Genomic DNA, 17,440 nt, shown 5'->3' with positions numbered 1-17,440 from the left:
TGAACAGAACCTGTTTGAACCACCCCTAATTCCTCTCCTTGGCAAGGAAGAAGGAGAAATCTTTAGAAACTCTAAATGTATTGAAAGAAAATTTTAAGTTAGCGCTTATGGGGATTTAGGGTGGGGCGTAACAGTTGCAATGGCAATATCAACACCTTTCACTACAAGAAAAGTTGAGAATCAATCTCCCAAAGGCAAAATCTCAATATTCCGAAAATGGGTGGGATGGCTTTCGGCCTGAAGAGCAATGTAGCCACCGGAAATAATCATGCTGCCCTCTTCAGGTATTAGATGTTCTGTAAGCTCATCAGACGTATCATACTGAGGGGCACTGTAGGAAAGTACTTTCTCTCCATTTACATAGTGGTGAATGATCTCTCCGCCGTGAACTTCAGCCTCAACAGTTACCCATTGATCGCCGTGATAGGTTTTTGAACTCGATTCGGTGCAGTGTGGGGTGATAAGCTCGCCGTCCATCACGATGTGTGTTCCCATCGAACAGATGTTAGCGGTGGGGCGCTCGTCAGTTCCATTCCCACCAAGTAATTGAACTTCAATAGAAACCGGAGATTGCTGATCAAGACTCATTGTTTCCGGCGGCTGAGAGTGAAACTTGATACCGTTATTTCGCCAGGCCCAATCGGGGGCGCCGGGAATCTGCTCTCCTACAAATCGATATTCGAGTCGGATCCTGTAGTTTGAATAAGGCTGCTCGTAGAAAAGGTGACCAAACTTGCCATCGAATGTTTCATATTCATCATAAGAAACTTTGAGAAGTCCGTCTTCAACCCGGAATGTATTCTTGTAATTTTCGCCGAGATTGTGACCGGCGAACTTTGGAGTCCAGCCATCCAGATTTTCACCATTGAAAAGCGGAACCCAGTTCTGCTCTTGTGTAACGGGGGCGGTTTTGGTTTGTGAATGAACTGCCGTCGTATTAATAAAACTGAGAAACAATATTCCCGCAAGAGTAATACCTGTTTGAATCAAAAGATTTTTCAAAATAAAGATGGTTTTGTTGAAAGTTAATTGCCCTGTTCGCCACTCAGCTGACTCAGAAATTCAACCAGATCCTGAATTTGTTGTTTATTCAGACGATCGCCCACGGCCGGCATGGCAGACGGAGCATAGCTAATTTCAGAGATCTCCGATTTTGGAATGGTTATTTTTTCATTCTGCTGAGACAACGTCAAAGCGGAATCTGTTTCTTCGAGAAAAACTCCGCGGACTGTTTCGCCACTGCTTTTTAGTAACAGTCACAGGCGAATATTCCGATGCGGGCTGAGCGGATGGATCGATCATAGAAAGAAGCAGCTCTTCTCTGGCTAATCTTTCCCCGACGGTCGTCAGAGGCGGCCCCACATCTGAACCGTAATCACCGATCATGTGGCAGCGGATGCACTGCGCGGAAACATCCGAATAGAAAATTCTTGAGCCGTTTTGGGCGTTTCCTCCATACATGGTTTCCCGATACTCAGCAAGAAGATCATCCGGTTTTTCAGCATTGTATTCCTCAAGTGCTTGTTGAAGTTGACCGGAATCGCTGTTTTCCACAGCCAAAATCAGATCGAGGTGGATTTCGCGATTAAGTTCACCGGTCATCAGCAGCTCCATTTCGTTCAACAGCAGTTTTTCGGCACCGGAAGAATTCAGCCTGGACAACGCTTCGTACGCCTCTTTTTTCTCAGCTGTAGTCCCCTCTTCAAGAACGGTTGTAAAAAGAGCAACTTTCGTTTCGGATGGAAAATCGGAATCCACCAGGAGGCTGATTGCTTGCATACGAACTTCCTGATTTGAATCTTCAATAGCTTTCGCAAGCGCATCATCCAGTTGCCGATAGTCCAGGTCAGAGAGTGTTTGTAGTGCCGTAGTTCGGACCTGCGATGAAGGATCATCCTCAGCCAGCATTAATATTTGTTCAGTCGCTTCTGAAAGTTGAAGTTGGCCGATTGCAGTGAGAGTTGCCACTTTGATGCTCTCCTCTCCATTCGAAAGATGTGTTTCCATCACACCGGCAATCGCTTCCTGCGCATCATTTTGACTATTACTGATCTCTCCGCGATAGCGTCCGGTAACCCGGTCGAATATGGAAGGATTATCCCAGTATTCAAGTGTATTCAAAGCCTCAACTCTTAATTCAACCGGAATATCATCCCGCAGTGAAAATTGAGCAAGCCGTTGGGCATCCTCAGCAGTTCCGCTGTACACATTGGCATTGATGATACGCCTCAGCAGGGGTTCATTGGTGAAATTTGTTTGATCTAAAAGCTGAGCGAGAGCCGGAATGGCCTCTTCAATATACGCGTCATCGGAGATGGCTCTGGCGGCATTTGTTACGATAAATTCATCCTCATCATCCAAAAATTGGGCAACACCGGGATCTCCCATCCGCTTCAATGCTACAACGGCCGCAATACGAACGGCTCTTGAGGGATGGTCTTCTAAATCGTTTACAGCTTCCGTATCCCCGATTCGTGCCAGGGCAACAGCACCGGCGTGGCGAAGGTAAACGTCTTCATCGTTATTGACTTCCAGCATATCAACGATTGGAGCCACGGCATCTTCATACCCGATTCTTCCGAGAGCTTCGGCGGCAAACATTCGAGCGCGGGCATCTTCATCCGATAAAAGAGGAAGGATCGCATCGGCCGCCGGTTCATATCGAACATCGCCCAGCATTTTAGCAACCTGGGCTCTTATTTCCGCATCTTCGTCATCCAAAAACTGAACCAGAGGTTCTACAGCTTCGATGTTTTCCCGTCCGAGTTGTGCTAGCCCCCAAATGCCGTGAATTCTTGCAAGTTGATTGTCGTTAGATTCGATTGCCCCAAGCAGGAGATCGTTCGCGCCTCTGTCTACAAGTTCGAACTGGGCTTTTTGGCGGACACGCATGTCCTGATGTGCAAGCAGTGAGGTTAATTCATTTTCTGATTTTTGAGTGAAATCATCAGCAATCAGGTTCTTGGTTTCGAGGCGAATATCAGAATTTGCATCGGCTGGAGCATCGAGTTTCCAGATGCGCCCTTCACCGTTTCGATCCCATCCGTCTCGCCAGTCAGTCATGTAGAGAGCGCCATCGGGACCAAAATCCAGTCCAACAGCTAAGATTCCGGTCAGCACTTCCTCATCCGTTTTGAGTTCAAATCCGGCCCCGCTTTCCTCCAGTGTAAATCCATAAATGGGTGAATTGGCAATCGATCCACGGAAGGACATCACAAAAAAGTGTTCTTTCCACTCCTCGCTGAGTGCGGTTCCGGGATTGTAAGCAAATCCCGCGGGACCGGCATGATATGGAGCAATCGGAGGTAAAATGTGAGCGGATTGATTCTCAAACCGGGGCTGAAAATACTCCTCATCCATCCACACTTTATACTCGTTATTTTTTGGATCACGATACTTGCCAAACTGCCAATTGATGCGCCACCCGCTGTCGGAACCGTTAATCAAATAAACCAATCGTTCGTGCTCGCCGGGATGGTCGCCGTCATTATCAACCGAAATAAGATTTCCATATTTGTCAAAATCGAATTCGTGGGTATTTCGAACCCCCGTGGCAAACACTTCAAAATTGCTGCCGTCCGGATCAGACCGAAGAATCGCGCCGCGGTTTGGATACTTATGACGATTGCCCTCTTTATCCACTACATTAAATCCGATATCCCCGATTCCCCAGTAAATTCGTCCATCGGGTCCCACTTTTACGCCAGACATTCCGTGGCCACCAAAACCAATATGTACGTTATAACCATGGCTTAGGGACTCTTTTTCATCAGCCATTCCGTCATTATCCGTATCGCGAATTCTCCAAAGATCAGGGCCAACACCCAAGAACGCATTATTCTTGAATGTTGTAAGTCCTCCGGCCACGTCGGTTACTTCGTTATTAAAATCACTTATATAAAGCTGAGACTGATCTGCTATTGCATCACCTGAGGTATCTTCCACTTTCCAGATCTCTTCCTCCACAACGGCCAAATCGCGCCAGTCGTGAGAGCCATCTTCATTTCGGTCCGGTATCCAGGTGTTTTGATCACTTTTTCCGGTGCCAGTTCGGTATGTAAAAATTCACGGCGATCTTCAACGGTTTCCCATTTCATCGATTCAATACGCCAGCTGTCGTCTACACCGCGAACATCAAATTCGGAGTTACCGCTTCGGTTGGTAACCGTGATCCATGCCCGGCCCTGGTTATCCATGTCAATGGCAATGGGATCGGCAATCAGTTTTTCCGAAGCCCATAATGAGTATTCAAGTCCCTCGGCCACTTCTGCCTGGGTATTTTGTGTGATTTCATTCGCTTCCGAGGCTGCCTGGTCAGGTTTAACGCGAAGAACCTGGGGTTCAAATTCTACGGCTTCAGTACTGGAATCTTCACCGGAACAACTATGAAATAGAACTGCAGCGAACGCCAGAATTAATAGTTTGGTAAAAATTTGTTTTTGATCTGTAAGAAAGGAACTGATAATGCTCATTGAATCTATGTTATGGTAAAAGAGTGATAATGGGATAAACCGGTTTAATGTAACTTCTTAAAACCAAAAAGTTAACTGGATATTATAAATCATTTTTTAAACTTCATTAAACAGGATTTTTGTCGTCAATATGATGATCAAAAAGCGATAATCTTCTAAAAAAATTCAATTTGAAAAAAACACGTTGCCTTTTTTGAGATCCATCAACTCATAGTTCTTTAGTCAATACGAATAAAGTGAACTTAACTGTAGCCAAGAAGTAAAGTTGTTCTGTATGAAGAGCTTTGTCAACTTTAGAAGACTTTGCAAAACTATGACCGTCATCCTGAACTTGATTCAGGATCTCCACATACTGGCTATAAAGACGAATGGAGAATCTGAATCGAGTTCAGATTGACGTATTCCCACGGTTTTGCAAAGTCTTCCTTTAGATGTAAAAAAAAAGAGGGGGATGAACAAAGCAATTCAGATTGTATCGTATTTCTCATTTTTTGTTGAGGATTTTCGCTTTCAGAAATAGAGGAAATTCGAAAGCTTTGGTTTAGTTGGTGTAATAGTTGGAAAGCTTGCTTAAAAAATGAATCGATATCTAAGAAGATGCGCTGTAAAAAATAGTAAAAATCAAATTTCCTTCAGAATTCATTCAATTTTACAGCAGAATTGAAGCCTACCTTGTTATAACTCAAACAAGCCTAAAAAAGTTATTAAATGTAAATCAAGAGGTATAAAAATGATATAAATTCCTCCAATGTTTAAATTTGTAACAATCATGAAAAACAATTCCATTATGGATGTTAACCAGTAGTAAATGAGAAGAATCAAAAATAATTTGTTTATCAACAAAATAAGTCTCTGCATCTCGCTCGCCGTTATTCTGCTGTTTTCAAGCCAATCTCTGGCACAAGAAAAAACAAGTGTAAATGCACATCAAATAGAATCATCTGTCAGTATTGACGGCAGGCTCGATGAAGAAGCATGGAATCAGGCTGAAATTGCAACGGATTTCAGGCAATTCAGTCCTGATGAAGGTGAAGTATCAACCCAAAACACAGAAGTTCGTATCCTTTATGGAGATGGTGGTATTTATGTTGGAGCCATGCTGCATGATGATAATCCCTCTGAAATTGAACGTGCTTTGGGAAGGCGGGATGACTACAACCGTGCCGATTGGTTTATTGTTTCGTTTGATTCGCGTTACAATCGCCAAAATGCTTTTACTTTTGGAATAAATGCAGCAGGAATTCAATATGATGGTATACGAAGCTCAGGTGGTTTTGGGGGAGGCCCCGGTATTCCGGGTGTTGACGAGTCCTGGGATGCAGTTTGGTATTCTGATGTGAGTGTGACGAATGAAGGGTGGATTGTTGAAATGCAGATTCCATACAGCATGCTTCGATTCTCGGAAACGGATGTTCAAACCTGGGGAATTCATTTCACCAGGAATATACCGAGGCTTGGGGAGGTTACAGAGTGGCCGTTGGTTCCAAGGGTTGAGAGAGATAATCTGATTGCTCAATTTGGGCTTCTGCAAAACATTAGAAATGTAGAACCAAAGCCAAATATCCAGGTTCGTCCATATATGGTAAGTGGATTTAATTCCGGAGAAAATCCAACGGATCCCGGAGAAGTGGCAACGGATACAAATATAGATGTTGGTGGTGATATTAAAGTTGGTTTAGGCCCAAATGTCACACTTGATGCAACGATTAATCCTGATTTTGGGCAGGTGGAGGCCGATCCGGCTGTTTTAAATCTCACGGCGTTTGAAACATTTTTCCAGGAGCAGCGACCGTTTTTTGTAGAAGGTATTGAAATCTATGAATTTTCTGTTGGCCGTGGTGAACTCCTGTATACCCGAAGAATTGGAGCTGAAGATCCCATTATTGGTGCTACAAAACTTTCCGGCCGAACCGAAAAAGGCCTCTCGTTTGGTGTACTTGGAGCGATGACCGGGGATGAGTTTGATCCCTCCAGGAATTACGGTGTAGCTCGTGCAAGCCAACAGATCGGAGATTTCTCAACGATTGGAGGTATTTTAACATTCTATGACAGTCCTTTTCGTGGAGGAGATGGCAGACGCAGAACATATTCCGGCGGAACAGATTGGGATCTTCGATTCGCTGACAACAACTATGGAATTGACGGATATGCTTCATTCACTCACAGGAGATTGACTGCAAATGATGAAACCGAAACTGGTTTTGCAGGTAAGTTATTCACTGAAAAACGCCAGGGTGCGTGGCGGGGATTTGTTGGTGCGGAAGTGTTTAGTGACGACTTTAATCCAAATGATCTTGGTCAATTACGGCAAAATAATTACATAGTAGCGATAGGCAGGATAGAACACCAAATCAATGGTGGCCGCCCGTTTGGAGCTTTTCAACAAGCGGATCTTGATGCCTTTATTACACAATCAGTTTCATATGATGAAGGCCTGGATCTTGGTTTGGGATTAAGAACCGGATCAAACTGGACGTTTAAATCGTTTCAGTCCATTGGGGCAGATGTTAATGTCGATAAAATCTTCGGTGGTTATGATCTTTTTGAAACACGTGGATTAGGCCCTTATGCCCAGCCATTTAGTGCTGAATTTGAATTTGAATTTGAAACAGATGAGAGAAGGCCCTGGCAACTCTCGCCGGAAGCTGCATGGACATACCATGATGATGGGGGCAATGAATATGCCCTTGGATTGCGGGGAAACTGGAATGTAGGTTCGAGGTTGGATCTGTTTGCAAATGTAGAGGGAGAATGGGAAAGAGCCGTTACTGCCTGGACATCAAATGAATCTTTTCGACGAAGTGGATCAGATTGGTTCATTGGGGAAACATCTGCACCACCATCCAGGTTGAGTAATGATGAATATCGCTCATTTGATGACGGAGGAGAGCTCAGCCCGATTTTATCAAGTAAAGAGCCTTTTGGTGATAATGCATACTATGTTCCGGTGTTTGGGGAAAGAGATACCCGATCCATTGATTTCACATTCAGAAGTACGGTAACATTTACGCAAAATTTGTCACTTCAAATCTACAACCAGCTTTTTCTTGCAAGAGGTAAATACGAAAATTTCAAGATACTGCAAGATCGGGACAATCTTGCTGATTTCAGCTCCTATCCAAAGCGGGATGAGTTTTCATTCAATAGTTTTCTCTCAAATATGGTCATACGCTGGGAATATCGTCCCGGTTCAACCATCTTTCTGGTATGGTCTCATGGAAGGAATTTCTCGGATGAACTCAATCCTCTTTCCCCCTATGGCTCCTCTCCATACGACCGGCCGATTGGAACTCAAATCAATGATACATTCGATATTCTTCCTGATAATTCAATTTTGCTTAAAATCAACTATACGTTCCTTTATTAGGTATTAGGATTGAAGATTAAATTCAGAACTTTCGCAGACAAAAACCTCAATAAAATCTTACTATGTTTAGAAAACTAAACTCTCCTCGTTTAAACGAAATTGTGAGTCCGGATCTGGCTATCCTGCTTCTAAGAATTGGAACTGCCTGTCTGGTTATGACTCATGGAATTCCAAAACTTTTAAAGATCATTAATGGTGATTTTAGCTTTGGTGATCCACTTGGACTTGGATCTGCGGTTTCTCTGTTATTAGCAACATTTGCTGAGGTAATATGTGCCATCTTTGTACTGATTGGATTATGGACACGGTTGGCGACTATTCCGCTAATATTTACTTTTGTAGTAATCGTATTTATTGTTTACGCCGGTGATCCATTTGGGGATAAGGAGTTGCCCTTGTTCTTTCTGATAGCATTTTTATCACTGTTTTTGACAGGTGCCGGTAAATACTCAATCGATGCAAAAATCAACGATGGATTAAAATAACAGAGGGTTTAATCTTTAAATGCATTTGTTAAAACAATTTTCAGATAGAATTTTAGGGTTCATTGGCTTTCTGTTTACTTGGGAGTCATTAGTTATCAATCTTTACTGCAACAACATTTAAATATGAATATAATTTTCTTTAGACACATGGGCAGTTTTGAAAAGAGAGTATGATCCTCTTTTCCTATTAGTAAAAGTAAATCGAAGATTTCGTTTATTATGCCACGAATATTTATCACCGGCTCAACCGCCGGACTCGGACAACTGGCAGCAAAATCCCTGATCCAACAGGGACACGAAGTTGTCCTGCATGCCCGAAATAAAAAACGAGCAGAAGATACAATGGATAATGTACCTAATGCTGAAGGTGTTGCAACCGGTGATCTTTCAAATATTGAAGAGACAAAAAAGCTGGCCAAAGATGTTAATGATTTGGGTCGGTTTGATGCGGTCATTCACAACGCCGGAGTGTATCGGACGGATCAACAGACGATTATGACTGTAAACACATTGGCACCATACATCCTGACCTGCCTGATTCAGAAACCAAAACGACTCATTTACCTGAGTTCTGGTATGCATAAGCATGGAAATCCTTCACTTAGACAGAATAAAATCGGGAAAAGGGGTCCCTTACTCTGATTCCAAATTCCATGATCTGTTGTTGGCAAAAGCTGTGGCCCGAAAATGGCCGGATGTCTTTTCCAATGCTGTTGACCCCGGCTGGGTTCCAACAAAAATGGGCGGCTCAGGTGCAACAGATGATCTCCAAAAAGGATATGAAACACAGGTGTGGCTGGCAGTGAGTGACGATGAAAAAGCGAAAGTCAACGGACGCTATTTTTATCACAAACGAGAAGCAAACTATCATTCAAAGGCAGATGATGCTGAACTGCAGGAAGAATTTCTTGCTGTTTGCGAGGAAGTTACCGGTATTCATTTTCCGGCCGGTAGAAACTGATCCCTCTTGCAAATCTTTAATTTGGGCCGATATTCCGCCGCTCAATTTTACACGTTTTAAAAAAAACAAATGATTAGAAATAGAGTATAAGTGTCTCTTATAAGGTGATCGAAAGATTGATAGTGATCTGACAATTTATTTTGATTAAGAGAGCCAGCGAAGAGCTTTGTTGCTGTTTATATTCCTGCTTTTATTGAGTCCATGTGGTTATGGTTGATGAAGTGAGGTTATTGAGTGACAGAAGTTATCAACTGGCTCTCTTTTTTAATTTCATGTCCCAAATGGTTTCTTCGTTGGGCACCTCTAACATTATTTTAAAAAGTGAACTGCGATGGCGCAATTGTCCTCGTTTAATGAAGTTTTAGTACGGTTGTCCCTCTGAACGGGTGCAAGTTTTTAACTTGAACCCAATTCGTTGTAATCGCACAAGTTGTTCACATTCGTGCGAGATTTTGAAGTACACCCCTCCCTCCGTCGATTGACGGAGTACTCCCCTCGAGGGGAGATTATCTCATCAATCCCCTTTAAGGGGCTTTTCGATTTTAAATCTTATCTCGAACTCAGGTAATTTCTATCTTCTTTTAATAACAGCTACCCAATCCCCCTGGCCGGGAGTTTCAATTTCGGTGAGTTCTCCGGCTTCAACGCGGGTTTCATCAGCCCAGGTGGAGTTCATCACATCCAGCCATTGGATGGTGTAGGTGCCGGTTTGCTCGCGGAGATCGAGCTCTACCACACCGCCGTTTTGGAAATAGACGGCATACGTATTCCCGGGATCGGCCAGAAAATACGCTTCATTCCGGTATCGCGCCAAAAAGTGATCGTAGGTTGGTTCCAGGTCCCACGGGTTGATCTCTTCAAGAAGCATGTTTGTGCTTTGTATGACCGCTTTCGCCTCATCGCCCAGTCCGAGCCCGTAGTAATTTCGAAGTTCATCCGCATAGGGATCGGCATCTCTGCGGTGAAATCGCATGGAAGCGGCTCCTGCAAACAGGTTTCGCATAAACCGGGCAGCACCTTCATCCACTCCGCCTTCATCATACGTCCACACACCGCCGTAGATTTTGGTGTTGTTTAACGGCTTTTTAGGGCCTTCGAGACTGTACTCACGCAGATAGCGCACCAGCTCATAATGCACCTCACCGGTGTGAAAATTGTTTTGGGAGATATCAACAAATGTGTAGACGGGATCGTCCAGAATCTGTCGGTGGCGCGGATCGGTAAGGGCATTGATATCATACATATCTGCTGTTTGTACGTCGATCCCCTTTTCGGCTGCCTTATCCTGAATATATTGGGCCCAATACTGTCCCCAGGAATGTGCCTCATTTACCTCGTTATTCATACAGTACAGCACATTGGGATACTGAAAAGCGATCTCCAGGATTTTATCGACAAACGCTTCCTGGTATTTTCTCACAATCTCAAGATCCAGTTCAGACGGCCGCGTGTAGAAAAAAGCATGCTCACCCGGATATTCGCTCTTGCTGTAATCAATTTCTGTTGGCAGACCGGATTCTTCAACAGTATAATTTACATTGTTTAGCGGATTGAACGGACTCAGATTCCAGCCTCTTTTCGGATATCCTTCACCTCCTTCCATATAGTAATTCCACGTCGCCCATATTTCTACCTGTACAATGATATCACGCTCATAAGCCATTCGCAGCAATCTCTCAAACCGTTCGAAGAACTCAGGATTGAACTGATCGAGATCGAACTGTCCCTCATCATTTATTTGATAGGGCCATACATCCTCTTCGCGCGAAAACGCCATCGTGTTTCGAACATAGTTCCCGCCGGCGGCTTTAAGTTCATCCAGGTGCTCTTCGAGGTACAGAAGCTGAAACAGGTTGTCCGTATCCGTTCCGCCAATTAGCATCAAAGGCTCGCCTTTGTACTGCCAATACATTGGGTTTTCGGTGAAAGGACGAATGGCTTCACTTTCGTGATTTTGTGCACTGCTTAACTGTGGGTATCCTAAGAAAATAAGTACCACTGTAAAAAGCGCTGAGGTCAACACCGGGTAAATCTGGTTGAATCCTAATTTTGTGTGCGGTCCGGCTGACTGAGGTTTCATATCGGTTTTTTTTTGATGTTTATGCTTTGATTGTTTTTCGTTTAAAAAATCTTGCTAATAATAACCTGCCGGTAAAATCATATTGAAAAGTGTTTTGTTATTGTTTGCACCCGTATGATTTTTCTTACCAAACACTATTTAGCTTTAATAATGGCAATGTACGATTCTTCATCTTCAGGTGTTAAAACCAGAACCCTGTCCGGTCCCCACCAGGATGAGACTTCTTTTGTCCAGTCTAACTTTTTAGTTTCCTCTTTCACCCATTCGCCTCTTGTAACATTTAACCATTTGATCGTTACTTCATCAAGATAAACCCAGGGATCGATATCAACAGAAGATCTGCCGGAGGGAAAGTAAACAGCATAAGCTTCGCCAACGTTAGCCAGGCAGTAATCAGCGGGAATGGATGGGCCAATTGTTTTGCACCCTGCATACGGTTCAGCATTGAATATATCGAACTCATCCAGGAACATCGTAACGGTCTGCAGGGTGTGTTGTGCTTTATCGGATAGCCCGATGCCCCATCCTCCGGCTTCAACACTCATGATGCCCGGCCGGTGAAATCTCGTGGATGCGGAACCGGCAAAAATATTTCTCCAAAATCGTTCGACGGCCTCTTTTTCCGTACCGGCTCTCACATTATTCCCCACGCTCTCGCCATATACTTTTATGTTGTTAATGGGCATGGGGCCATCTTGCTGGGCATCGATCATATTCCGCCAGTAGATCAGATTCTCCCAATGCTTGTGCCCAACAGCACCGGCCGCATCCTGGTTGTTTTGGGACACATCAACAAAAGCATACAAATCCCTGTTTGTCATGACATGGCGTAATGAATTACTTGGAATTAGCTGCATACTGGTTATGTATATATCCTTATTGCTTGAATCGGCAACCTCTTTCAAATATGTTGCCCAGTAGTTTTCCCATTCAGCCCCTATGCTGCTCTCATTGTTGATGTTATAAAGAATGTGATCATAGGCCAGGGTGATTGATAACAATTTATCAATGTATCGATGCTGAAAATCTAAAACAGATTCGTTATTCTCGTAGAGCGAACCGCCATAGAAATCCCGGGTATCTTCAATGGTACCGGGTTCCCAGTTGATATTATTTTCCGGGTTCAGCGGGTGAATGGGAAAACGGCCGTATAACAGGTCAAACCAATCCCATAGTGTTAGCTGCACCACAATATCTCTCTTCTCCGTTTCATCGAGGAAAAATTCCAATCGGTTCCAGTATTCATCATTCCACTGTTCCAAATCGTACTTGCCATCTTCAATTTCTCTTACTGCAAATAGGTTTCCCTCATCTCTGTCTGACATGGTATTTCTTACATAGTTGCCACCGACTGATTCCATCAAATCAAGATGATCAGTCAGTTGCTCACCCGTCCACTGAAACAGATTATCTTCGTCACTCGCCCCAATCAGCAAAATCGGTTCTCCTTTATATTGCCAATACCAGGGGTTTTCGTGATAGGGTTGGATGGCGTTATCAATGGTTGTGCTTTGAGCGTATGCAAGATTCATACTCAACAGGGTAATCCCCGCGAGTAATAGGGGATAAACGTGTACTTTTAATCTATTCATGGTCAACTGCGTTTATTATGATTCATAAATCTAAAGTGTCAATAAAACCCAAAAAATGATACTCTGATTGTTCTGATATTTTAGAAACTATACGCCAGGTCATCGAATGAGTGATTCCTGGTCGTCCGGCTCATTGGCAATATCCGAAAGCACAAGTACCTGCGGCTTTTCAACCGGAATCTCTTCAAATTCAAGTTGTGCAAGGACCGGTTTAAGCTGAATGATAAAAACTATAATCAATACAGAAAGTAATATGGTGATCGCATATTCAGCTCTCATTTTATGTATTGATATCATGGCAGATATTTTTGGATAGTTTTCATTCAATCTAATTTAACAGAAAAATAAGATAAGCATGATTCTTTCAGATAAAATTGGCTGGAAGTGTATGAATCTGGGTTTTCTGAGAAATATCGGTTACATAAAAGTGGAGGGGCATTTGGTTTCAAATAAGAGAAAATAACAAAGAATTCTGAACAATATCTGAGCAGCTGATATCAGGCGAACAAAATAATTTTGCTTGAACTGCTGCAAGATCTTAAAAAAGTAGTAGATAAATGTCTCAATTATTATTGAGATTTCGTGTTAAATTAAACCTTAAAGGGTTGGTGAATCGTTATTGGATTAGAGGTTAGTTATGATAAAAAAAGTATTCAAGGGAATTGGTATTCTATTACTGGCAATCATCATATTAATTACCGTTCTGGCTGGATATTTCTATTTCAGTCAGACGGGTAAAATTAATGCAGCGATGGAAAAAGCCGGTCCACCTGTCAATACGCTTACTATTGATGGGAAGACTTTTCGGGACCTGAACAAGAATGCTGAACTGGACCCCTATGAAGATCACCGACTCTCCGTAAATGAACGGGTCGAAGATCTGCTGGCACAGATGACAGTGGAAGAAAAAGCCGGTTTGATGTTTCACAGTCCGGCAGCCGTCGGCTCGGACGGAGATTTTGCGGGTGTATTCAATATCATGAATTTTTTACCGCTGGAAGAAGCATTGCTTGATAAGCAGATGAACTTCTTTAACCTGTTTGCAGTGCCGGAGGCTGCCCTTCTTGCCGAGTGGCAAAACAAGGTTCAGGAACTTGCCGAGAGAACGCGTTTGGGAATTCCGGTTACTATCAGCTCAGATCCCCGCCACACCACGATGAAATTGGCGACCGTTGGTTTCAATATCGAGGGTTTTTCGAAATGGACGGAACCGATTGGCCTTGCTGCAATTGGCGATTCTGCGTTCGTTCACAAGTTTGGCGAAATTGCCGCGCAGGAATATCGGGCGGTTGGGATTCACACAGCACTTCATCCGATGCCTGATTTGGCTACCGATCCACGATGGGCCCGAATCAGCGGAACTTTTGGGGAGGACGCCGATCTTTCCGCCAAACTTACCGCTGCGTATGTGCATGGTTTCCAGGGAGATTCTCTCACATCAAGCAGCGTATCCACCATGACCAAGCATTTTCCGGGAGGCGGACCGCAGGAAGACGGCTGGGATGCCCATTTTCGATTCGGCAAAGACCAGGTGTACCCTGGCAATAACTTTGATTATCACCTGATTCCGTTTGAAGCAGCCATAGAGGTTGGCACCTCACAAATCATGCCTTACTATGGAGTTCCGGTTGGTCAAACCAGCGAAGAGGTTGGATTTGCATTCAATAAGGAGATCATTACGGATTTACTTCAGGATTCTCTGCGGTATGAGGGTATTGTTTGTACCGACTGGGGATTGATTAACACAACGACAATCCTGGGATATCCTATTGAGAATATTATTCCGTTTGCAGGCACAAAAAATTACGGCGTTGAAGATCTGGCGCCGGTCCTTCGGGTGAAAAAAGCACTGGATGCAGGGGTTGACCAGTTTGGAGGAGAATCCACTCCGGAATTGGTGGTGCAGCTTGTTAAAGAGGGCAGTATTCCCGAATCACGACTTGATCTATCTGTTCGAAAACTGCTTGCACTGAAATTCAGGTTAGGGTTGTTTGATGATCCGTATGTAGATGTTGAAATGGTTAACGAACGGACCGGTACAGATGAAGCAATGCAAATGGGATATGAGTCTCAATTGCGGTCGCAAGTACTTTTGACCAATAACAAAGTGAACGGCCAGTCGATTTTGCCGCTCCAACAGGGAACAAAGATTTACATTGAAAATTTAGATTCTGAGGTTGCTTCTGAATATGGACAAGTTGTTGAAACGGTTGAGGAAGCGGATGTAGCTATCCTGAACCTGGAAGCCCCCAAAGACCCCGATATAGGAAGTTTTGCAGGGATGAGCCTTTTCCCGATGGGACGTTTATACTACACCGATGAGGAACTGGCACCCGTGATGGAGATCATTCATCAGAAGCCGACGGTGATTACAACCTACCTCTCGAGACCGGCTGTGATACCTGAACTGGCCGATTCGGCATCAGCCATTCTTGCAAATTTTGGATCCAGCAATGAAGCTATTTTTGATCTTCTCTTCGGTGAGTTCAATCCAACGGGTAAACTACCGTTTGAAATGCCGTCATCATGGGAAGCTGTATTGAATCAGAAAGAAGATGTTCCGTTTGATTCGGAAGATCCGCTCTTTCCATTTGGGTATGGATTGAGTTATAAATGATTGGTTGCCGAAGTTAAAAGGGCACAAGTGACACTTCGCTGAACACTGTGCCAGTTTTAGAAAATCTTGTAGGAACCACAATCGAACGCTTCAAGGACCTACGGACGCTTGAAGGTTCTAATTCACCTGTCGACCGTCCTTCGGCCAAAACGGTTTTCGAAGTTTTCGTTTCAAGATCTTGCCCGGTCCACTCACCGGCAATGGTTCGTAGCGAATTTCAATACTTTTTGGACATTTATAATGGGCCAGATATTGTCTGCAATGTGATTTTATCTCTTCCTCACTCAACTTCTGATTTATTTTTGGAAGAACAATTGCATACACTGCTTCTCCCCATTTTTCATCAGGAATTCCAATCACAGCACAAACTTCTACACCATCCAGTTTTTCAATAACCTGTTCCACTTCAGTAGAATACACATTCTCTCCGCCTGTTATAATCATATCCTTCAGGCGATCCACAACAAAAATGAACCCGTCTTCATCCATATATCCCAAATCTCCGGTGTGAAGCCAGCCGTTTCTCAATACTCGTTCGGTCTCCTCGGAATCATTCCAGTACCCGGCCATTACATGCGGTCCTTTTGTGATGATTTCACCGATGATTCCGCGAGGTACTTCATCGCCATTTTCATCAATAATCATTACATCCATTCCGGGAACCGGTCTCCCTGCCGACTCAATTTTTGGATTTCCCGGCCTGTTATATTTATCCGGCAACATGGAGATATTCGGCGAGGTTTCCGTCAGCCCATATCCCTGGATAAATTCACACTGCGGGAATTTCTGTCGGGCTTTTTTGATCAATTCTGGAGAGATCGGCGATCCGCCAAAGTTGATTTTTCTCAGGCTGGATAGATCAAAGGAGTCGATGTCGGACAGATCACACAACATTTTAATCATCGTGGGAACCAATGCGGTGTGAGTGATTTTGAACCGATCAATCGCGGTGAGAACGTCTTCAGGATCAAATTTATCAAGAAAAACATGCGTCCCTCCCGCCATCGTTACCCCGGTGTTCCACTGGCAATCGGCAATGTGATACATCGGCGCGGCATGCAGATAGGTCCAGGGTTCGTCATCATCTAAAATAGCCAGTGCAGAGCGGGAATTGTGGATGATGTTGTTGTGAGTGAGCATCGCTCCTTTTGGCTGACCGGTTGTACCGCCGGTGTAGGTGATCATAGCAATATCTTCATCCCCGCAATCTTTACCGGGCACAGGATTAGAGGATTGTAAAAACGTTTCATGTGCAACCAGGCCATCAGGCGATTTTCCCGCGCCTGCAAAAATGGTATGCGTAATGGAAGATGAGTTTTCTAAATTTCCATGTAAAGTTGGATAGGTGGAATCATCCACAATTAAAAATTTAGCGCCACAGTCATCCAAAATATGCCAGATTTCATTCGAAGCCAGACGGGTATTTAATGGCACAGAGATTCCTCCGGTCCAAATGGTGGCGAAATAGTATTCTAAATGAACATCGCTGTTGATTGTAAGTATAGCTACACGATCCCCGGTTTTTACGCCAAATGATTGAAGGGCACCGGCAAGTTTGGTAACCCGGGTGCCAAATTCCAGCCATGTTTGCCGGCGGTTATTTTTAATATCAATGGTGGCCAGTCTCAAAGGATGGATCTGCACAGCTTGTTTTAAATATTGGGTAATCTGCATGTAAATATGGTTCAATTGCTTCCTAAAAAGATCAGGAGCAATGCTTGCTATTCAGGTATTTAAGACAAAAAAAGTTCTGTGTAAACGTAGGATTCCAAAATTTGGAATGAAAAAAGATCTTATCGTATTATAGAAAATGGTGATCCAGAAAAACGGTTGAAAAAAATTATTTTGTTCAACATAGACAGAGGA

13 protein-coding genes are annotated in these 17,440 nt (G+C 43.7%); 5 read left to right on the top strand and 8 right to left on the bottom strand.

Going from position 1 to position 17,440, the window contains the following annotated elements:
- Positions 1 to 180 precede the first annotated feature (180 nt).
- Genes U5K72_02540 through U5K72_02525 form a run of 4 tightly spaced genes read right to left on the bottom strand, consistent with a single transcriptional unit; the run spans position 181 to position 4,472 of the window.
- Positions 181 to 1,002: a DUF1080 domain-containing protein gene (locus tag U5K72_02540; protein ID MDZ7717683.1), complete on the bottom strand. Its 822-nt coding sequence runs from the start codon at positions 1,000 to 1,002 to the stop codon at positions 181 to 183.
- A 23-nt stretch (positions 1,003 to 1,025) separates the two neighbouring features.
- The gene (locus U5K72_02535) at positions 1,026 to 1,187 is read right to left on the bottom strand and encodes a hypothetical protein (GenBank protein ID MDZ7717682.1); all 162 of its coding nucleotides are present in this window, start codon (positions 1,185 to 1,187) and stop codon (positions 1,026 to 1,028) included.
- Positions 1,171 to 3,945 (bottom strand): HEAT repeat domain-containing protein, encoded by a 2,775-nt coding sequence (locus U5K72_02530; protein ID MDZ7717681.1) that lies wholly within the window; start codon positions 3,943 to 3,945, stop codon positions 1,171 to 1,173. The genes U5K72_02535 and U5K72_02530 overlap by 17 nt, the downstream gene beginning before the upstream one ends.
- The gene (locus tag U5K72_02525; protein ID MDZ7717680.1) at positions 3,918 to 4,472 is read right to left on the bottom strand and encodes a hypothetical protein; all 555 of its coding nucleotides are present in this window, start codon (positions 4,470 to 4,472) and stop codon (positions 3,918 to 3,920) included. The genes U5K72_02530 and U5K72_02525 overlap by 28 nt, the downstream gene beginning before the upstream one ends.
- Before the next feature lie 808 nt (positions 4,473 to 5,280).
- Between U5K72_02525 and U5K72_02520 the strand changes: the two genes are divergently transcribed.
- The 4 genes from U5K72_02520 (at position 5,281) to U5K72_02505 (ending at position 9,285) form a co-directional block, all read left to right on the top strand.
- On the top strand, positions 5,281 to 7,839 hold the full coding sequence (locus tag U5K72_02520) for a DUF5916 domain-containing protein (GenBank protein MDZ7717679.1): 2,559 nt from the start codon (positions 5,281 to 5,283) through the stop codon (positions 7,837 to 7,839).
- A 62-nt stretch (positions 7,840 to 7,901) separates the two neighbouring features.
- Entirely contained in the window at positions 7,902 to 8,324 is a 423-nt protein-coding gene (locus U5K72_02515) for a DoxX family protein (protein ID MDZ7717678.1), read from the top strand.
- A 219-nt stretch (positions 8,325 to 8,543) separates the two neighbouring features.
- Entirely contained in the window at positions 8,544 to 8,966 is a 423-nt protein-coding gene (locus U5K72_02510; protein MDZ7717677.1) for an SDR family NAD(P)-dependent oxidoreductase, read from the top strand.
- A gap of 22 nt (positions 8,967 to 8,988) precedes the next feature.
- Positions 8,989 to 9,285 (top strand): hypothetical protein, encoded by a 297-nt coding sequence (locus tag U5K72_02505; GenBank protein ID MDZ7717676.1) that lies wholly within the window; start codon positions 8,989 to 8,991, stop codon positions 9,283 to 9,285.
- A gap of 571 nt (positions 9,286 to 9,856) precedes the next feature.
- Here U5K72_02505 and U5K72_02500 read toward each other — a convergent pair.
- The 3 genes from U5K72_02500 to U5K72_02490 form a co-directional block, all read right to left on the bottom strand.
- Positions 9,857 to 11,365: a hypothetical protein gene (locus U5K72_02500; protein ID MDZ7717675.1), complete on the bottom strand. Its 1,509-nt coding sequence runs from the start codon at positions 11,363 to 11,365 to the stop codon at positions 9,857 to 9,859.
- A gap of 134 nt (positions 11,366 to 11,499) precedes the next feature.
- Positions 11,500 to 12,957, bottom strand: a complete 1,458-nt coding sequence (locus U5K72_02495) for a hypothetical protein (GenBank protein ID MDZ7717674.1) — start codon at positions 12,955 to 12,957, stop codon at positions 11,500 to 11,502.
- A 99-nt stretch (positions 12,958 to 13,056) separates the two neighbouring features.
- Complete coding sequence (locus U5K72_02490) at positions 13,057 to 13,254, bottom strand: hypothetical protein (protein ID MDZ7717673.1); 198 nt, start codon at positions 13,252 to 13,254, stop codon at positions 13,057 to 13,059.
- A 340-nt stretch (positions 13,255 to 13,594) separates the two neighbouring features.
- Here U5K72_02490 and U5K72_02485 point away from each other — a divergent pair, with 340 nt between their 5' ends.
- A complete protein-coding gene (locus U5K72_02485) occupies positions 13,595 to 15,574 on the top strand; it encodes a glycoside hydrolase family 3 N-terminal domain-containing protein (GenBank protein ID MDZ7717672.1) in 1,980 nt (659 codons plus the stop codon).
- Between the two features lie 117 nt (positions 15,575 to 15,691).
- On the opposite strand, the gene U5K72_02480 is transcribed toward U5K72_02485, so the two are convergent.
- Positions 15,692 to 17,248 carry a long-chain fatty acid--CoA ligase gene (locus U5K72_02480; GenBank protein ID MDZ7717671.1) on the bottom strand — a complete coding sequence of 519 codons (1,557 nt, stop codon included), beginning with the start codon at positions 17,246 to 17,248 and terminating at the stop codon, positions 15,692 to 15,694.
- Between the last annotated feature and the right edge of the window lie 192 nt (positions 17,249 to 17,440).

It is taken from the genome of Balneolaceae bacterium, assembly GCA_034521495.1.
Classification (GTDB): Bacteria; Bacteroidota; Rhodothermia; order Balneolales; family Balneolaceae; genus Rhodohalobacter.
Note: the sequence above shows the minus strand (reverse complement) of the source record. Positions and strands in the feature narration are given on the sequence as shown.

What these genes read in the sequence shown, in the direction of transcription:
- U5K72_02485 (MDZ7717672.1), top strand. Translation starts at nt 13,595, where the DNA reads ATGATAAAAAAAGTATTCAAGGGAATTGGTATTCTATTACTGGCAATC.
- U5K72_02490 (MDZ7717673.1), bottom strand. Translation starts at nt 13,254, where the DNA reads ATGATATCAATACATAAAATGAGAGCTGAATATGCGATCACCATATTA.
- U5K72_02480 (MDZ7717671.1), bottom strand. Translation starts at nt 17,248, where the DNA reads ATGCAGATTACCCAATATTTAAAACAAGCTGTGCAGATCCATCCTTTG.
- U5K72_02525 (MDZ7717680.1), bottom strand. Translation starts at nt 4,472, where the DNA reads ATGAGCATTATCAGTTCCTTTCTTACAGATCAAAAACAAATTTTTACC.
- U5K72_02510 (MDZ7717677.1), top strand. Translation starts at nt 8,544, where the DNA reads ATGCCACGAATATTTATCACCGGCTCAACCGCCGGACTCGGACAACTG.
- U5K72_02515 (MDZ7717678.1), top strand. Translation starts at nt 7,902, where the DNA reads ATGTTTAGAAAACTAAACTCTCCTCGTTTAAACGAAATTGTGAGTCCG.
- U5K72_02500 (MDZ7717675.1), bottom strand. Translation starts at nt 11,365, where the DNA reads ATGAAACCTCAGTCAGCCGGACCGCACACAAAATTAGGATTCAACCAG.
- U5K72_02520 (MDZ7717679.1), top strand. Translation starts at nt 5,281, where the DNA reads ATGAGAAGAATCAAAAATAATTTGTTTATCAACAAAATAAGTCTCTGC.
- U5K72_02495 (MDZ7717674.1), bottom strand. Translation starts at nt 12,957, where the DNA reads ATGAATAGATTAAAAGTACACGTTTATCCCCTATTACTCGCGGGGATT.